This window comes from Exiguobacterium sp. AT1b, assembly GCF_000023045.1.
In the GTDB taxonomy this organism is placed as follows: domain Bacteria; phylum Bacillota; class Bacilli; order Exiguobacteriales; family Exiguobacteriaceae; genus Exiguobacterium.
In genome coordinates, this window is the sequence record NC_012673.1 from 2,941,982 (window position 1) to 2,958,862 (window position 16,881).

General features: G+C 47.6%; 20 protein-coding genes. 18 read left to right on the plus strand and 2 right to left on the minus strand.

Features of this window, described 5'->3' with window-relative positions:
- The first annotated feature begins 39 nt into the window (after window positions 1-39).
- The 3 genes from EAT1B_RS15195 (at window position 40) to EAT1B_RS15205 (ending at window position 3,057) form a co-directional block, all read left to right on the plus strand.
- Window positions 40-618, plus strand: coding sequence for an adaptor protein MecA (locus tag EAT1B_RS15195; protein WP_015881451.1), 579 nt, complete (start codon window positions 40-42; stop codon window positions 616-618).
- A 97-nt stretch (window positions 619-715) separates the two neighbouring features.
- The gene (locus EAT1B_RS15200) at window positions 716-1,642 is read left to right on the plus strand and encodes a D-alanine--D-alanine ligase (protein WP_015881452.1); all 927 of its coding nucleotides are present in this window, start codon (window positions 716-718) and stop codon (window positions 1,640-1,642) included.
- 146 nt (window positions 1,643-1,788) lie between these two features.
- Window positions 1,789-3,057 (plus strand): Glu/Leu/Phe/Val dehydrogenase, encoded by a 1,269-nt coding sequence (locus EAT1B_RS15205; RefSeq protein ID WP_015881453.1) that lies wholly within the window; start codon window positions 1,789-1,791, stop codon window positions 3,055-3,057.
- Between the two features lie 39 nt (window positions 3,058-3,096).
- Here EAT1B_RS15205 and EAT1B_RS15210 read toward each other — a convergent pair whose 3' ends face one another.
- Window positions 3,097-4,077: a YpdA family putative bacillithiol disulfide reductase gene (locus EAT1B_RS15210; RefSeq protein ID WP_015881454.1), complete on the minus strand. Its 981-nt coding sequence runs from the start codon at window positions 4,075-4,077 to the stop codon at window positions 3,097-3,099.
- Window positions 4,078-4,128: 51 nt separating this feature from the next.
- A complete protein-coding gene (locus EAT1B_RS15215; protein WP_015881455.1) occupies window positions 4,129-5,100 on the minus strand; it encodes an asparaginase in 972 nt (323 codons plus the stop codon).
- A 107-nt stretch (window positions 5,101-5,207) separates the two neighbouring features.
- On the opposite strand from EAT1B_RS15215, the gene prsW reads away from it, so the two are divergent.
- The 15 genes from prsW to EAT1B_RS15290 all read left to right on the plus strand — a co-directional run bounded on the left by prsW (window position 5,208) and on the right by EAT1B_RS15290 (window position 16,881).
- On the plus strand, window positions 5,208-5,864 hold the full coding sequence (gene prsW, locus EAT1B_RS15220) for a glutamic-type intramembrane protease PrsW (protein WP_015881456.1): 657 nt from the start codon (window positions 5,208-5,210) through the stop codon (window positions 5,862-5,864).
- 15 nt (window positions 5,865-5,879) lie between these two features.
- Window positions 5,880-6,545, plus strand: a complete 666-nt coding sequence (locus EAT1B_RS15225; RefSeq protein ID WP_015881457.1) for a flagellar brake protein — start codon at window positions 5,880-5,882, stop codon at window positions 6,543-6,545.
- A 74-nt stretch (window positions 6,546-6,619) separates the two neighbouring features.
- Window positions 6,620-7,294 (plus strand): (d)CMP kinase, encoded by a 675-nt coding sequence (gene cmk / locus EAT1B_RS15230; RefSeq protein WP_015881458.1) that lies wholly within the window; start codon window positions 6,620-6,622, stop codon window positions 7,292-7,294.
- Window positions 7,291-7,914 (plus strand): 1-acyl-sn-glycerol-3-phosphate acyltransferase, encoded by a 624-nt coding sequence (locus EAT1B_RS15235; protein WP_015881459.1) that lies wholly within the window; start codon window positions 7,291-7,293, stop codon window positions 7,912-7,914. The genes cmk and EAT1B_RS15235 overlap by 4 nt, the downstream gene beginning before the upstream one ends.
- 154 nt (window positions 7,915-8,068) lie before the next feature.
- Window positions 8,069-9,217, plus strand: coding sequence for a 30S ribosomal protein S1 (rpsA, locus tag EAT1B_RS15240; RefSeq protein ID WP_015881460.1), 1,149 nt, complete (start codon window positions 8,069-8,071; stop codon window positions 9,215-9,217).
- Between the two features lie 137 nt (window positions 9,218-9,354).
- Window positions 9,355-10,665 (plus strand): ribosome biogenesis GTPase Der, encoded by a 1,311-nt coding sequence (gene der, locus EAT1B_RS15245; RefSeq protein ID WP_015881461.1) that lies wholly within the window; start codon window positions 9,355-9,357, stop codon window positions 10,663-10,665.
- 17 nt (window positions 10,666-10,682) lie between these two features.
- Window positions 10,683-11,708 (plus strand): NAD(P)H-dependent glycerol-3-phosphate dehydrogenase, encoded by a 1,026-nt coding sequence (locus EAT1B_RS15250; RefSeq protein ID WP_015881462.1) that lies wholly within the window; start codon window positions 10,683-10,685, stop codon window positions 11,706-11,708.
- Window positions 11,709-11,804: 96 nt separating this feature from the next.
- Entirely contained in the window at window positions 11,805-12,005 is a 201-nt protein-coding gene (locus EAT1B_RS15255) for a DUF2768 domain-containing protein (protein WP_015881463.1), read from the plus strand.
- A gap of 5 nt (window positions 12,006-12,010) precedes the next feature.
- Window positions 12,011-12,721 (plus strand): hypothetical protein, encoded by a 711-nt coding sequence (locus EAT1B_RS15260; protein WP_015881464.1) that lies wholly within the window; start codon window positions 12,011-12,013, stop codon window positions 12,719-12,721.
- Window positions 12,722-12,830: 109 nt separating this feature from the next.
- Complete coding sequence (locus EAT1B_RS15265; RefSeq protein WP_015881465.1) at window positions 12,831-13,103, plus strand: HU family DNA-binding protein; 273 nt, start codon at window positions 12,831-12,833, stop codon at window positions 13,101-13,103.
- Window positions 13,104-13,228: 125 nt separating this feature from the next.
- The gene (locus EAT1B_RS15270) at window positions 13,229-13,801 is read left to right on the plus strand and encodes a heptaprenyl diphosphate synthase component 1 (protein ID WP_015881466.1); all 573 of its coding nucleotides are present in this window, start codon (window positions 13,229-13,231) and stop codon (window positions 13,799-13,801) included.
- Between the two features lie 20 nt (window positions 13,802-13,821).
- Window positions 13,822-14,523 carry a demethylmenaquinone methyltransferase gene (locus EAT1B_RS15275; protein WP_015881467.1) on the plus strand — a complete coding sequence of 234 codons (702 nt, stop codon included), beginning with the start codon at window positions 13,822-13,824 and terminating at the stop codon, window positions 14,521-14,523.
- Window positions 14,524-14,526: 3 nt separating this feature from the next.
- Entirely contained in the window at window positions 14,527-15,489 is a 963-nt protein-coding gene (locus EAT1B_RS15280) for a polyprenyl synthetase family protein (RefSeq protein WP_015881468.1), read from the plus strand.
- A gap of 91 nt (window positions 15,490-15,580) precedes the next feature.
- Window positions 15,581-16,000 (plus strand): nucleoside-diphosphate kinase, encoded by a 420-nt coding sequence (ndk, locus tag EAT1B_RS15285; protein WP_015881469.1) that lies wholly within the window; start codon window positions 15,581-15,583, stop codon window positions 15,998-16,000.
- A gap of 101 nt (window positions 16,001-16,101) precedes the next feature.
- On the plus strand, window positions 16,102-16,881 hold the full coding sequence (locus EAT1B_RS15290; RefSeq protein ID WP_015881470.1) for a protein-glutamate O-methyltransferase CheR: 780 nt from the start codon (window positions 16,102-16,104) through the stop codon (window positions 16,879-16,881).

A 16,881-nucleotide genomic window follows, 5' to 3' on the forward strand; every position in this document is an offset into this window, starting at 1 on the left:
GCTTATTATTAGGATTGACTATTCACTGGAGGTTTTCGATTGAGATTTGAAAAACAAACAAAAGAACATCTTCGTGTATATGTGACTGCGAATGAGCTCTCGTTACGTGGAATCGCCATCGATACGATCGTGGGGGAAAACGGTCAGCAGCTGTGGAAAGAACTACTTGAAACAGCAGAAAGTGAGTACGGATTTTCACCGCAAGGAGCGGTTGATTTGAATGTGACAATGTTTCCTCGCGATGGACTCGTCATCGATGTTCAAAAAGGTGAAGCGATTGCTGAGCTCGATGTCGAACAGGTCGAGATTCGATTGACGATTGATGTGATCCATCATTTGATTTATCAGTTCGATGACATTGAAGATGTGATCAACGCCTCGATTCGTCTGTTCCCGCATATACATGAAACCGAGCAGGGTGGGACGCTTTATCATTACAACGGTCGTTACTATCTTCACTTCGTTGAGGTGCTTCCTTCACAAGTGGAAGAACGACTCGCGGCCATTTTGTCCGAGTACGGCAAGACGACTACGGTCAGCCCGTACGTTATGATGGAATACGGAAAGACGATTCAAACTGAACAAGCCGTGAAAGAGCTGTACGATGCATTCGCATGAGTACGGCTTTTTTTACTTTTCTGTTCCTATTGTTTTTAGGATGTCCGTGTTATGATTAGACTTGAATTTTCAGTAGTTAGTTGAAGGAGAGATTGGAATGAAAGTCGCTGTTTTATATGGTGGAGTGTCAGGAGAACGAGAGGTATCCCTCACGAGCGGGCAAGGAATGATAGAAGCGTTGACGGAACGTGGTCATGAGGTCACGGCCATTGACTTTCATCCGGAACGTGCGAACGAGTTATTAACGCTGGACGTCGACGTCGTCGTCAGTGCGTTGCACGGGAAGTATGGTGAAGATGGTCGTGTGCAATCGTTATTAGAAATGGCTGGGATTCCTTACACGGGATCAGGTGTCTTGGCATCTGCACTGGCGATGGACAAGGCGAGAGCGAAGATCATCTTCGCGGCATCCGGGATCCGCGTCGCGCGTGACGTCTTAATCGAGTCACGGGAATCGATCGATGCAAAAGTCGCTGAGTGGGGAATGGAATTCCCATGTGTCGTCAAACCAGCGCAGGAAGGATCGTCGAACGGTCTGACGATTGCCATGGACGAAGCGATGTTACGTGAAGGAATTGAAAAGGCGTTTGCGTGTGATTCAGCGGTACTTGTTGAACAGTACATCAAAGGGAAAGAGCTGACAGTTCCCGTCATCGGGAACTTCGGGAAAGAAGAGGCTCTTCCTGTCATTGAAATCATTCCAAAAAATGAATTTTACGACTATGAATCGAAGTATACGGAAGGTGGTTCGATTCATGTCTGTCCGGCTGAAATCTCGGACGATTTGACATCAGAGGTTCAACAGGCGGCAGTCCTGGCACATCGCGCGCTCGGTTGTTCAGGATATTCGCGCTCTGACTTCCTCGTTTCAGAAGAAGGCAAAGCCTACATTCTAGAGACGAATACGCTACCGGGCATGACGCCGCTTAGCCTGTTTCCGGATAGTGCCAAGACAGTCGGAATCTCGTACGGTGAGCTATTGGAACGCTTTATCGAGCTCGCACTTGAGCGCGTAGCGAAGTAAGACATCTGGATCACGTCATCCATCAAGAAAACGCTTTCATTATTTTTGAAAAGCCCTTTCAAATTGAACGCGTATCAGCTATACTTTTAAACGAATACGAGGTTAATTCTTGGGGGAGAATTGACAATTTAGGGGAGGAAACCTTCATGATTACGGATCAAGAAAAAGGTCATCAAAAACGAAAAAACATCTTGGAATCGACACAAGAGGTAATTCACGAAGCTTTAGATAAACTCGGCTATCCAGATGAGATGTACGAGTTATTAAAAGAACCGCTTCGCATGCTGACCGTTCGGATCCCTGTTCGCATGGACGATGGCTCAACGAAGATCTTTACAGGCTATCGCGCTCAACACAATGATGCGGTCGGACCGACTAAAGGGGGAATTCGGTTCCACCCGAGCGTAACGGAGGTAGAAGTCAAAGCATTATCAGTATGGATGAGTTTAAAAGCTGGAATCGTCGACTTGCCTTACGGTGGTGGGAAAGGCGGAATCGTCTGTGACCCACGCGAGATGAGTTTCCGTGAAATCGAACGTTTAAGTCGCGGATACGTCCGGGCCATCAGTCAAATTGTTGGGCCGACGAAAGATATCCCAGCTCCGGACGTGTTCACAAACTCACAGATCATGGCATGGATGATGGATGAATACAGTCGCATCGATGAATTCAACTCACCTGGATTCATCACAGGAAAACCGCTCGTTCTTGGAGGGTCGCATGGTCGTGAGACAGCGACGGCAAAAGGCGTGGCCATCATGATTCGTGAAGCGGCACTCCGTCGCGGAATCGAATTGAAAGGTGCACGGGTCGTCGTCCAAGGATTCGGAAACGCGGGAAGTTTCCTTTCTAAATTCATGTACGATGCAGGGGCGAAAGTCATTGCAGTCAGTGACGCGTATGGAGCCATCCATGATGAGAACGGTCTCGACATCCCTTACTTGTTAGATCGTCGCGATTCATTCGGTACGATTTCGACATTGTTTAAAAATACGATCTCAAACAAAGAAATGTTAGAGCTCGATTGTGATATTTTGGTTCCGGCTGCGATCGAGAACCAAATTACAGAGGACAATGCGGATGCGATCAAAGCATCGATCGTGGTCGAGGCGGCCAACGGTCCAACGACGAACGAAGCAACGAAAATTTTGACTGAACGTGGAATTCTCCTCGTGCCTGACGTGTTGGCGTCAAGTGGTGGGGTTACGGTGTCATACTTCGAATGGGTACAAAACAACCAAGGTTACTATTGGACGGAAGAAGAAGTTGAGGAGAAACTTGAAAAAGTACTCGTTCACTCGTTCAATACGGTATACAATACATCTTCAGCCCGTAAAGTCGATATGCGTCTCGCCGCCTACATGGTCGGTGTACGCAAAATGGCGGAAGCCTCACGTTTCCGTGGGTGGGTCTAATCAAAAAAAGTTCGGTCAACTCAAGTTGACCGAACTTTTTTATACGTTAATGCGGTTCGCAATCGCATCGGCAATCGCCTTGCCGTGGAATCTACCGTTCTCAATGAAGATCTTGTTCGCATCGTTTCCGGCTGCGACCACGCCAGCAATGAAGAGGTGTTCGACATTTGTTTCAAACGTTTCTTCATCGTACGTCGGGATACCACTCTCTTCATCGATCGCAATGCCTGCACTTTCGAATAGGTGGTGGTCAGGCTGATAACCGGTCATCGCGAAGACATGATCTGCATAGACATGTTTCTCTTCGCCATGTTGACGGTAGTAAACCCCATCATCGGTGATGCGTTCAATTGTAGCCTCAAACTCCATTCGAACTTTCTCATGACGGACGAGTGAATCGAAGTTTGGGAGGACCCATGGTTTGACGGAAGGGCTATAGGAATCCCCTCGATAGAGCACCGTCACATAGGCACCGGCCTTTTCGAGTTCGATTGCCGCATCGACAGCGGAGTTTTTCCCACCGATGATCGTGACGTGTTGTCGATAATAAGGATGTGCCTCGTTGAAATAGTGATGGACGTGCGGCAACGTTTCGCCAGGCACGTCAAGCAGACGAGGGCGGCCATAATAGCCTGTTGCCAATATCACATAGTCCGCTTCGCGAACGGTTTCACCACGTCGTTCATGTCTCGATGTCACGACGAATCGGTCATTCTCTTTATCGACCGACTCGACCGTTTCGAATGATTGGACGTTTAAACCAGTACGTGTGACGACTTCTCGATAATAGACGAGTGCATCTTGACGACGTGGCTTCAAATCCTTACATATGAACGGAATGTCTCCGATTTCGAGCAGGCTCGCAGACGAGAAGAACGTTTGATGCGTCGGGTACCGATAGATGGCGTCGACGATGTTCCCACGCTCAATCACCGTACAAGAGACTCCAATCTTCTCGAGTTCGATGGCGGCCGAGAGGCCACATGGCCCGGCACCTACAATAATCGCTTGTTTGTTCACTGAATATCACCTCTTTGCTCATTGTAGGGAAGGGGGCGCAGTTGCGCAAGGTTATTGCTGGAAACTAAAACTATGTTCCATGACTGACTGGGATGAGCCGGACTCGAGTTCAACGAGAAGTCGTAAACGAGCTTTTTGTGAATTCAATCCGTTTGAAAAAATGACACCCATCTCTTTCAGTTGTTTGCCACCCCCATCGTAACCGTAAACATCTTGAACGATTCCGTTGAAGCAACGGCTGACGATTACGACGGGAATCTCTTTGACTAAATGTTCGAGTGCGGATAAGAGGGACGGCGGAACATTCCCTTGTCCTAACACCTCGAGGACGAGTCCGTCGTATCCAAGCGTGATTACAGATTCGAGTAAATCCGGTTCCATGCCCGCGACGACCTTCAATACGGCTACACGTTTTGAAATGGACGAAATCATCTTCGGCTGTCTCGTCGCCGGTTGGCTATAGATGAGTACGTGGTCCTTTGTGACCATACCCACGTTACCAAAGTGTACAGACTTGAATGTGTCGACTGAAGATGTGTGCGTTTTAGTCACGTTGAATGCCGAATGGATCTCACCGTTGAAGACGACGAGCACACCTTTTCCACGAGCCGCTTCGCTCTTGGCGACGCGAAGCGCTGTGATCAAATTAAATTCCCCGTCCGAACCGACCTCGTTCGAGGAGCGCATCGCACCTGTCAACACGATTGGGACAGGAGCGCCGAGCGTGATTTGTAAGAAGTAAGCCGTCTCTTCTAATGTATCGGTACCGTGCGTGATGACGACTCCGTCATACGTGTCTTGTGTCAGTTCACGTTGGATGAACTGTGCCAATTCAAGCATTTTCTCTGGGGTCATGTGAGGTGACGGGATATTTGAAAAGTGTTTTGTCGTAATGTGAGCAATATCCGTCGCTTTCGGAAGGGTGGCGTCGATTGGATTGACGTCGCTCGGTTCGACGTGGCCTGTGCCGGATTGTGACATGGCGATGGTACCGCCGGTGTGGATCAGTAATAAATGATTCATAAGTGTCCTCCTAATTATTTTTATGAAGATTTCCATTTTCTAGGCGTTCTCTACTTTTTCTTTCAGACAATTCAGTGTATGCTAGGGAGAGAAAGGAGAGATGCATCATGATCGCAATCGCCTTGTCTGCGGTTGCACCTGGGCTCGCCCTTCTTTCCTACTTCTATCTGCGCCATGAGTTAGAGGCAGAACCGCTCGGATATGTGATTCGTTCTTTCGTGGCCGGAGCCGTTCTCGTGTTTCCGATCATGTTTATCCAATATGCGTTCGTTGAAGAGGGAGTGCTTACTGGACCGTTTTGGCAGGCGTATGTCGCCACTGCCTTGCTTGAAGAGTTTTTTAAATGGTTTATGATTTATTATACAATATATATACATAAAGTCTTTGATGATTACTACGACGGGATTCTCTATGCGGTCGCCTGCTCATTAGGCTTTGCGACTTTAGAGAATTTTTTATACTTATGGGTGTACGATTCATTAGAAATTGCGATTTGGCGAGCGATCCTGCCTGTGAGCGGGCACGCTTTGTTCGCTGTCGTGATGGGGTACTGTTTGGGGCGAGCGAAGCATTCGGCACGCGAACGGCTCTGGCTGTTCATGGCGGTCTTTTCCGCGACCGTCATCCACGGAACGTTTGATTTTATTTTGATACTCGAACCGAATCAAAAGCTTCCTGCCGTGCTTTATATCGTCATTTTATGGACCGTGGCACTTTTGCTCGTGCGAGCGGCCAACTTATCCAATCGTCGTCAATTTAAATAAAGGGGAAGAGTCAGCATGTTAAAAGAAGGTCAAGAATTGAGAATCGAAGTGGAAGGGCGTGCAGAGGGGAAAACGAAAATTGCGGCCATCACCGATCAAGTCGTATGGATTGAGTCACCAAGTGACATGATGACGCTTAAAACGTTTTTTTTACACGAAGAGGAGGCCATGCGGGTCTTTTTCTTCCAAGGAGACAATCAGCTGTTCGCGTTCGACACGAAAATCGTGAAACGGATCAGCGATGCCCAAATGACATTACGTTATGCGTTCAATTTGCCAGACGAGAAGAAAATCAAGCGGATTCAGCGTCGTGAATATTTACGTGTTCCAGAAATGATTGACGTGACCGTTCTTGCAGCCGATGGGGAAAGTTTCGAATCGTTTGAAACGACATCACTCGACGTCTCGGCAGGTGGGATGAAAATCATCGCGAACCGTGCCCCGGTCGAAGTGGATGAATCCTTGGTTGTCGTATTTCGAATTGAAGACGAGCAAGGTTCACCTCAGCTCTTCCGTATAAAGAGCCGCCTTGTTCGCGTACATAAGCAGGAAGTGAAGCAAGAACTCTCTTTGGCATTCGAAGATTTGACCCCTCGTGACCAAGAGACGATTTTGCGATACTGCTTCCGTGTTCAGCTTGAAGCGCGAAAGCGGACAGGGTCTGTATTTTCTTCAAGATAAAAAACTGTTATGATGTTCTCGGGATTATTGACCGAGAGGAGGAGGGTATCGGGAACACTCGATACCCGTTTTGTATGAAAAAATCATTACAAATTGCTTTAGATGGACCGGCGGGTGCCGGGAAAAGTACGATTGCCAAGTCGCTTGCGAAACAATTAGGGTATGTGTACATCGATACCGGTGCAATCTATCGGGCCGTGACGTATCGCGCCTTGAATGAAGGGATTGCACTCGAGGACGGACCTGCACTTGCTCAGATGATCGAGAACATGTCACTTCGTCTCGTCCCGTCTGAAGAGGGACAACGCGTTTTTGACGGAGAGGAAGAGGTGACATCTGTCATTCGCTCAAGCGAAGTGACGAATAACGTCAGTTTCGTCGCACGTCAACCTGAAGTGCGTGATGCCTTGATGGACCTTCAACGTGATTTGGCTAAAAAAGGCGGTGTTGTCATGGACGGCCGTGATATCGGGACACATGTCTTGCCAAATGCCGACTTAAAAGTGTTCATGACCGCTTCGGTCGAAGAACGTGCCCGTCGTCGCCATGAAGAAAATGTCTCGAAAGGCATCCCGAGCGACTATGAACAACTGATCGAAGAGATTGCGCTTCGTGACAAACGCGATTCGGAACGTGAGGTGGCACCTTTACGTCAAGCAGAGGATGCCCATTTCCTCGATACGACGACGTTATCCATTGACGGAGTTGTTCAAGCGATTGAACGATTAATTGAAGAGGTGAAAGCATGAGTAAGCCATTGAACAATGGACCGTTCGGCATGTATCGATTAGCGAGAGCTGTCGTGAACGTCATTCAACGAGCATCGTTTCGGGTCGAATTCATCGGACGGGAGAACGTTCCGATGGACGGGTCGATTCTCGTCTGTTCGAACCATCAGTCGAATTGGGATCCGGTATTACTCGCCTGTGCGATTCCAAAGCAGCGTCCCCTTCGCTTTTTTGCGAAGAAAGAACTTTTTAGTGTCCCGGTACTGAAGCACATCTTGAATCGGGCGGGTCAAATTCCAGTATCTCGTGGAGAAGGTGACCGACAAGCACTACGTGTCGTGCTTCAAAAGTTGAAAGAGGATGAAGTCATCTCTATTTTTCCTGAAGGAACACGTTCAAAAGACGGTACGCTTGGGAAAGCGCAAGCTGGTGTCGGATTCTTCGCGATGCGTTCGGATGCGCACATTTTACCGATTGCCATCATTGGCAAGTATAAGTTTCGCGCGAAACTCCGTGTCGTCATCGGGAAGCCGATCGACTTGTCAGAACTGAAAGCACGCAAGGCGAGTGCACAAGAAGCGGCCGACTTGATCATGGATACGATTGCCGACCTCTACTTGAAGCACTCATTCACGAAGTGAAAAACGGATTGTGGAATTGAGGTTTAAACTTCTTTCAATAGAGGTACAATCTTCATAACGCCTTGACAAATTCTCGGAATTATAAGAGATTTATACTAGGTGTAAGCGCCTTTGGCGCTCCTTTTTGTACTCATCGTGAGGGGGTAGTGTTGGAATGGTCGAAGAAATGAAAGATATGCCTGATTTTGAAATTAATCGTGGTCAAATTGTGACCGGAACAGTCGTCAAAATCGAGGATAAGCAAGCGCTGATCGATATCGGTTATAAGACCGAAGCGATTTTGCCAATTAGCGAAGTATCAAGCATGCATCTAGACGATTTAAACGAATCACTCCAAGTGAACGACGAGATTCGTGTCAAAGTGAAAAAGGTCACGGACGAAGAAGTAGTCGTTTCGAAAAAAGACGTCGATGCCGAAGCAGCATGGGATCGCATCGTTGAAAAATTCGAATCGGGCGAAGTGTTTGAAGTGATGGTGAAAGATAAGGTCAAAGGTGGTCTTGTCGTCGATATTGGAATCCGTGGATTTATCCCTGCATCCCTTGTCGAAAGTCACTTCGTCGAAGACTTCTCGTCATACTTGAATAACCCAATTACCGTAAAAGTCGTCGAGATTGACCGCGAAAAAAATCGCGTCATCTTGTCACATAAAGCAGTTGTCGAAGAAGAGATGAGCGCGAAGAAATCGGAGACGCTCGAATCGCTTGAAGTCGGACAAGTAATCGAAGGAACGGTCCAACGATTGACTGATTTCGGTGCGTTCGTCGATATCGGTGGCGTGGACGGTCTCGTTCACATCTCGGAAATGGCCCATAGCCGTGTCGAGAAGCCGAGCGATGTCGTAACTGAAGGCGACCGCGTCAAAGTGAAAGTACTCGGGCTCGACTTAGATAATGAAAAAGTAAAACTTTCCATCAAGGAGACACAACCTGGTCCATGGGAAACCATCGAAGGGAAGATCCAACCGGGGGATGTCATCGAAGGAACCGTCAAACGCCTCGTGACGTTTGGTGCGTTCGTCGAAGTCGCACCACAAGTGGAAGGTTTGCTTCACATCTCGCAAATTGCGAACCGTCACATCGCGACGCCGTCTGAAGTCTTGTCAGAAGGCCAAGAAGTGAAGGTGAAAGTGCTAGATGTTCATCTCGATGATAAGAAAATCTCATTGTCGATGCGTGCGCTCGAATCATCTGAACCGACTCGTCAAGATGATGATCAAGCGTTGCTTGATGAATATAGCGACCAAGGAGGATTCTCTGTCTCGGAATTGACAGGTGATGATTCTTCGGACGACTCTAAATAAGATGATCGTTCAAGCGGGAGTCATGCTCCCGCTTCTTTTTGTATGGTCACTTAATTTTGCCTGTGATATGATAGGTAAGTTGCGTTTCGAAATGATGAAATGATGAAATTTTGATAGAAAGTTAGTGAGGTGTTGTTATGGGAATTCCAGTAGTGGCCATCGTTGGCCGTCCGAATATCGGAAAATCCACAATTTTTAACCGTATCATCGGTGATCGTGTCTCGATCGTCGATGATAAACCGGGTGTCACACGTGACCGTATTTACGGCACAGGAGAGTGGCTCAACCGTAAGTTCCATTTAATCGATACAGGTGGGATCGAAGTAGGGGACGAGCCGTTGCTCGTTCAAATGCGTCATCAGGCGGAACTCGCAATCGATGAAGCGGACGTCATCATCTTCATGGTGAATGGACGTGAAGGGATCACGGCGGCTGATGAAGAAGTCGCGAACTTGTTGTTCCGTTCGAACAAACCGATCGTCCTTGCCGTCAACAAAGTCGATAACTTTGAAATGCGAGATCTCATGTATGAGTTTTATTCTCTCGGATTTGGAGATCCGTTCCCGATCTCGGGTACACACGGGTTAGGACTCGGTGACTTACTCGACCAAGTATTTGAACTCGCTCCAGAAAAAGACGAGTACGAATACAACGAAGACGTGATTCAGTTCTCGTTGATTGGTCGCCCGAACGTCGGGAAATCAAGCTTGACGAACTCAATCCTTGGTGAAGAGCGCGTCATCGTTTCAAACATTGCGGGTACGACTCGTGATGCGATTGATACACCGTTCACACGTGACGGACAAGAGTATGTCATCATCGATACGGCAGGTATGCGTAAACGCGGAAAAGTATATGAATCGACAGAGCGCTACAGTGTCATGCGCGCACAAAAGGCGATTGAACGCTCGAACGTGGTTCTCGTCGTCCTCGATGGGGAAGAAGGAATCATCGAGCAAGACAAGCGTGTCGCTGGTCTCGCGCATGAAGCCGGGAAGGCGATTGTCATCGTCGTCAATAAATGGGATGCCGTCGAAAAAGATGATAAGACGATGAAGAAGATGGAAGAGAAGATTCGTCAAGAATTCTTATTCCTCGACTATGCGCCGGTTGTCTTCTTATCAGCGCTCACGTCAAAACGCTTGCAGACATTGTTGCCTGTCATCAAACAAGTGGCTGAAACACATCGCCGTCGAATCTCGACGAGCGTGTTGAACGATGTCATCGTCGATGCGGTTGCGATGAACCCGACACCGACGGATAAAGGACAACGATTGAAGATTAACTACGCAACTCAAGTGGCCATCGAGCCGCCGACGTTCGTCTTGTTCGTCAACGATCCTGAGTTGTTGCATTTTTCGTATAAACGTTATTTAGAGAATCAAATCCGTAAAGCATTTGACTTCACCGGGACACCGATTCACATCGTGGCTCGTCAGAAAAACTAATAACGGGGGTGCCACTTATGGCAAACGTAGCTGTCATCGGAGCAGGGAGCTGGGGAACGGCCATCTCGCTCGTGTTAGCAGATAATGGCCATGATGTCCTGCTCTATGGACGTGAACAAGAACATGTGGATGAAATCAACTCGTCACATACGAACTCGTTTTATTTGAAAGACGCGCCATTACCTGAATCCATTCGTGCGACGACGAACTTGAAAGAGGCGTTAGACGGTCGAAGTATCGTCTTTCTCGTCGTCCCGAGTTCGGCGATTCGTCCTGTCTCGAAGGAATTGAACACATTGTTGACGGAACCTGTCACCATCGTTCATGCCGCGAAGGGGATCGAACCGAAAACGCATGAGCGTCTTTCAGAAATCATCGCCGAAGAAATCGAACCGGCTAAACGTCGGGCAATCGGTGTATTGACAGGACCGACTCATGCTGAAGAGGTTGCGGTCCGGAAACCGACGACCATCACGATCGCATGTGCTGACCTTGATGTCGCGGATGAAGTGCAGGAGCTCCTCACAAACGATCAGTTCCGTGTGTACTTGAATTCTGACGTCGTTGGGGCCGAGTACGGCGGAGCATTGAAAAATATCATTGCTCTAGCGGCAGGTATGACGGATGGACTCGGTTATGGGGACAATGCGAAAGCTGCCCTCATGACTCGTGGGATTGTAGAAATTGCGCGACTTGGCGTGAAGCTTGGAGCGAACCCGGCCTCGTTCTCAGGATTGACAGGAATCGGAGACTTGATTGTGACAGCGACGTCACAACATAGCCGTAACTGGCGAGCCGGTAACGCCATCGGGCGTGGTGAAAAGTTAGAAGACGTTCTCGGGAACATGGGAATGGTCGTCGAGGGCGTCCGCGCCTGTGAAGCGGCCCACTCCCTTGCGAAAGAGGCGGGTGTGGAGATGCCGATCACAGAGGCGCTCTATAACGTGTTGTTTGAAGGGAAGAGTCCTCATGATGAAGTGAAGAAATTAATGAGACGCCCGCAAAAACACGAGATGGAACAAGTTTTCCATTTTGAAGAATAGACAGATTGAGAGAGGAGCTGACGTTTTCGTTCAGTTCCTCGCTTTTTTTTGCTAAACTTGAATTCTGGAGAACATAGAGAAAGTAGGGGGATAGATGTGACACCGTCACTCATTAAAATGTGGATATCATTCGCAGGGATCGGGGCTTTCGCCATCGCTGCATTAATGGTCGCACTCAGTCATACGAAACTGAGCGGTTGGTTCGCCACGCTCGTCAGACTGATTGCCTTCATCATTTTCTTATTTGGGACTGTTATCATGATTTTTGTCGTCGTCTCAGGACCGACTGGAGGATAAACGTGATGAAAAAAAAGATTGTCGCTATCAGTTTGATTTTGACGACACTGTTAGCTGGATGTATGTTTCCTGATTCAGAACGGGCCAACAATATCCCGTATGAAGATCAATTGAATACGGTACAAAGTGCGGTCGATGCCTATCGTGAGCAATCTGGGGTATTACCAATCAAAACAAAACCGGCGGAAACGCCTCTCATGGAGCGTTACCCAGTTGAATTCGCTCGTCTCGTGCCCGGTTATTTAGCGGACCCACCGGCGAATAGTTTCGAAGGTGGCGGGTTGTTCCAATATATCCTCGTCGATGTGGAGACGGAACCGACTGTGAAGTTGATTGACTTGCGTGTGTCTGAGCGGTTGCAGCAACTTCAAACGAACATCAACGCGTTTCGGGCAAAAGAAGGCAAGTTCCCATTTGACGGATCATTAGGTAAGAATCAGTTCACGCTCGATTATGATAAAATCTTTGTCACGGAAGAGCCGTTCATTCCAAGTCCTTATTCGGACCGTGAACTTCCAATCTATGTGGATGGCACGGGACAACTGTTTGTAGACTATAGAGAAGATGTGAAGGAAGCGCTTCAAAAGACGGATGAGTCGCCGGAAATAGGCGAAGACATTCGTTATTTGCTCTATAAAGATGCTCCATTCGCCCCAGCTTATTCGCAAGGATACACAATTGATGAACAAGGAGAGGTCGTGTTTTTAAACAACTGAACCTGTTTTGATAGTGAATGTCGCGAAATCATGCAAAAAATGTTGTCATATCAACGTTTGTACGATATGATTAATCCCGTAAACTCCCTGTGAGAGGAGGTGAATCGTGATGAACAAAACTGAATTGATCCAAGCTGTTACTGAGAAAGCCGATGTTTCTAAAAAAGAAGCAACGAAAATCGTAGAAGCTACGTTTGAATCAATCACTGAAGCACTCCAAAACGGTGAGAAAATTCAATTGATCGGTTTTGGTACTTTTGAAGTTCGTGAGCGTGCTGCCCGTAAAGGTCGTAACCCACGTACAAAAGAAGATATCGAAATCCCAGCGAGCAAAGTTCCTGCATTTAAAGCAGGTAAAGCGCTCAAGGATGCGGTCAAGTAATCTGCAATACATAAGTCGCCGAAAGGCGGCTTTTTTGTTGGGTTTGCGAGTTCGAATGACGTGAATGTGACAAAAATGTGCTATACTATGTCAGAATGACAATGAAGTGGACGAGGGGGGATAGCATGGAACAGTTGACAAATGAATTCGTTGTCACAGACCTTGCTCGTCAAATCGAAACACGTATGAATCATCCCTATTTGACGAAACACGAGGTTGTACCAGCCGTCGACATGTTATTGCTTCGTTGGATGGTCGAGATGATTGATTTGGAATCGATTGAGCATCGACAACTCGTGATGGCAACCTATTTCGCACATCAAGCGCTTGATTTACACGACCAAGTGAACAGCAGCCCGAACGGGTCTTTGGCACGCCAATTAAAAGTGCTCGCCGGAGACTTTGCATCGGCTCAGTTTTATAAAATCTTGACGGACTTTCCATCATCATACAGTGATCGATTCGGTCAGTCTGTACAGCGGGTCAATGCGGCGAAGTGCACCTTATTGCTTGAGAAGAACGTTTCAATGAACGTTTGGCTCGAAGCGAACGTCGGATTGATTCAAACACTTTCCGAACTGATTGAACAACCTTATTTGACAACGAGCGGGAAACGAATGATTGAAAAGAAAGCGACAGCGCTTAGACAAGACCAAAAAGAGCAACTTACGACGTTGCTCGCGCATGCGGTCGCTTAGAACGGAAAGGATGTTACGCGTTGCAACCGATAGAAAAAGAGCAAAAAGTATACGAAGTATTTCAGTCCATTTCTCCGAGCTACGATACGATGAACTCGATTATCAGCTTCCGACTTCATAAATGGTGGCGACGGACAACGATGAAAAAAATGAACGTCTTTCCGGGGGCTAAATGTTTAGACGTTTGTTGCGGGACGGCTGACTGGACGATTCAATTGGCAGATGCTGCTGGAAACACGGGTGTTGTGAAAGGACTCGATTTTTCAGAGAACATGCTAAAAGTGGGAGAGGAAAAGGTCAAATCTTGGCCGAACATCGAATTGCTGCATGGAAATGCGATGGCTCTTCCGTTTGGTGACAACTCCTTTGACTATGTCACAATCGGGTTTGGACTCCGAAACGTTCCAGACTACATGACGGTTTTGCGTGAAATGCACCGCGTCTTGAAACCGGGTGGAACGGTCGTTTGTCTTGAAACGAGCCAACCGACAGCACCGCTCTTTAAAGAGTTGTATCGTTTTTACTTTGGAACGGTCATGCCGCTTTTCGGTAAGGTATTTGCCGGTTCATACGACCAATATAAGTGGTTGCAGGAGTCGACCGATCAGTTCCCAGACCGTTTGACGCTCAAGCGGATGTTCGAAGATGCCGGGTTTGAACAAGTCGAAGTGAAGACATTCTCCGGAGGTGCATGTGCCATGCATCTAGGAAAGAAGTGGTGAACCATGTCTTTGAAGCGACTTTATCGTCATATGAACCGAGAGATTGATCAAATCGATCAATTCTTATCTACTCGAGTCAGGACGGACCACCCTGTCATTGAATCGGCATCGCGCCAATTACTCGATGCCGGTGGCAAGCGCATCCGACCCGCCTTCGTCTTACTGAGCGCCGGGTTCGGTGAGACGAAAGATATCCGTTTGACGAAAGTTGCCTCAAGTCTTGAGTTGATTCATATGGCATCACTCGTGCATGACGATGTCATCGACGACGCGATGCTCCGTCGTGGCAAACCGACCGTGATGGAACGATATGATGAAACAGTAGCGATGTATACAGGGAATACGTTATTCGGAGAAGCGATTCGTCTCGTATCCGAAATTGATTCACCAGAAGTGATGCGCATCATGGCAGATACGATGGAACGAATCTGTGTCGGTGAAATCAATCAAATTCAAGATCAATATGAGTGGGGGCAATCACCGAAGCGCTATTTAGATCGGATTGCGCGAAAGACCGCTCTGTTGATTGAAACGAGTTGTGCGGCTGGAGCTGTCATCTCTGGAGCGTCTCCACAAACCGTGAAGCAATTAAGCCTGTTTGGATATGACATCGGCATGGCTTTTCAAATGACGGATGACTTGCTCGATTTTACCGCTAAGAGTTTTCAACTCGGTAAGCCGGTCGGGGAAGATTTGAAGCACGGTCATAAAACGTTACCGCTCCTGTATTCATCTGAGGACCCTGACTTTTATGAACGTCTCCGTCAAGTGAACGCCTCGACGGATGCGGAAGTGACGAAATCTCTCGTCCGGGAAGTGCAACGAAACGGAACGTTAGAACGCAGTCAACGGACGATCGATCGTTACGTCAATCGTGCCATCCGCCGACTAGACGGGTTGCCGGATGTTCCAGACAAGCGATCGTTAATTGAAATTGCGCAATATATTGGGAAACGCAAATGGTAAATGCCCATGTAACCCCTTTCAAAAATGTGTCGGACCGTGTACACTAAATACGTACATCGTACACATTTATAGACCTAGGGGGATTTGGGGAATGGAAAAGACATTTTTAATGGTTAAACCTGATGGGGTAAAACGTGGATTGATTGGGGAAATCATCTCACGCTTCGAAAACAAAGGATATACGTTGAACCGTCTCGAAATGGTGACACCGTCAGTTGAGGTCGCAGAGGCACACTACGCAGAGCATAAAGAAAAGCCGTTCTTTGGTGAATTGGTTGAGTTTTTGACTTCTGGTCCTGTCGTTGCGATGGAATGGGAAGGGGAAGACATCGTGGCCGTCTCTCGTTTAATGATCGGGAAGACGAAGCCAGTGGATGCTCAACCAGGAACGATTCGCGGCGATTTTGCATCGACGATGTCACAAAACGTGATTCATGGTTCTGATAGTGTGGACAGCGCGGAACGTGAACTCTCACTTTGGTTCGCTGAAGTGGCTTCACACGTTTCATGACTTTTCGAGGGACGGGGAAACCTGTCCCTTTTTGATTCCCTTTGAGTTGCCTGAGATCAGAAGAATGCGGAAATGAGAAAGAATTGAGGTTGAAATTGGTGATGAATGATTATGCCATCTTTGTAAAAAAGTTTTATATCAAGTCGGGTATTGACTTGAACTTATATAAAGAGGCGCAGATGAAGCGCCGTATGGTCGCACTACGCGAAAAGAAGGGGTATGCATCGTTTTTGGAGTATTTGAAGGCGATGGATACAGATCGTCAACTTTACGAGGAGTTTCTCGACCGGATGACAATCAATGTGAGTGAATTTTATCGCAACCCGATTCGTTGGCAACAGCTTGAAGAGGACATCCTCCCGCATCTGATTCGCTCGAGTCAAGGGAAGCTTCGCGTATGGAGTGCTGCCTGTTCAACAGGAGAAGAGCCATACTCACTTGCCATGTTGTTGTCGAAACATCTGGCCCCATCTCAATTTTCAATCATGGCCACGGACTTAGATGATGTCGTCATCGAAAAAGCGAAGCAAGGAAAGTACCATGAGCGGGCGCTCATCGATTTGCCGGAGGAGTTTCAGAAGCGCTACTTTACCCGTCGTGGCGACGACTATTATATTTCAGATGAGATCAAGCAACTCGTGACATTTAAGAAGCATAACTTGTTAGCGGATGTGTACGAACGTAACTTTGATTTGATCGTCTGTCGAAATGTCTTGATCTACTTCACTGAAGAAGCGAAAGAGAAGGTATATACGTCATTCCAACGGGCGTTACGTCCAGGTGGGATGCTATTTGTCGGTGGAACGGAACAAATTTTCCAACCGAAGCGTTATGGCTACGCAATGAAGCAAAGTTTCTTTTATGAAAAAATAGATGGATGA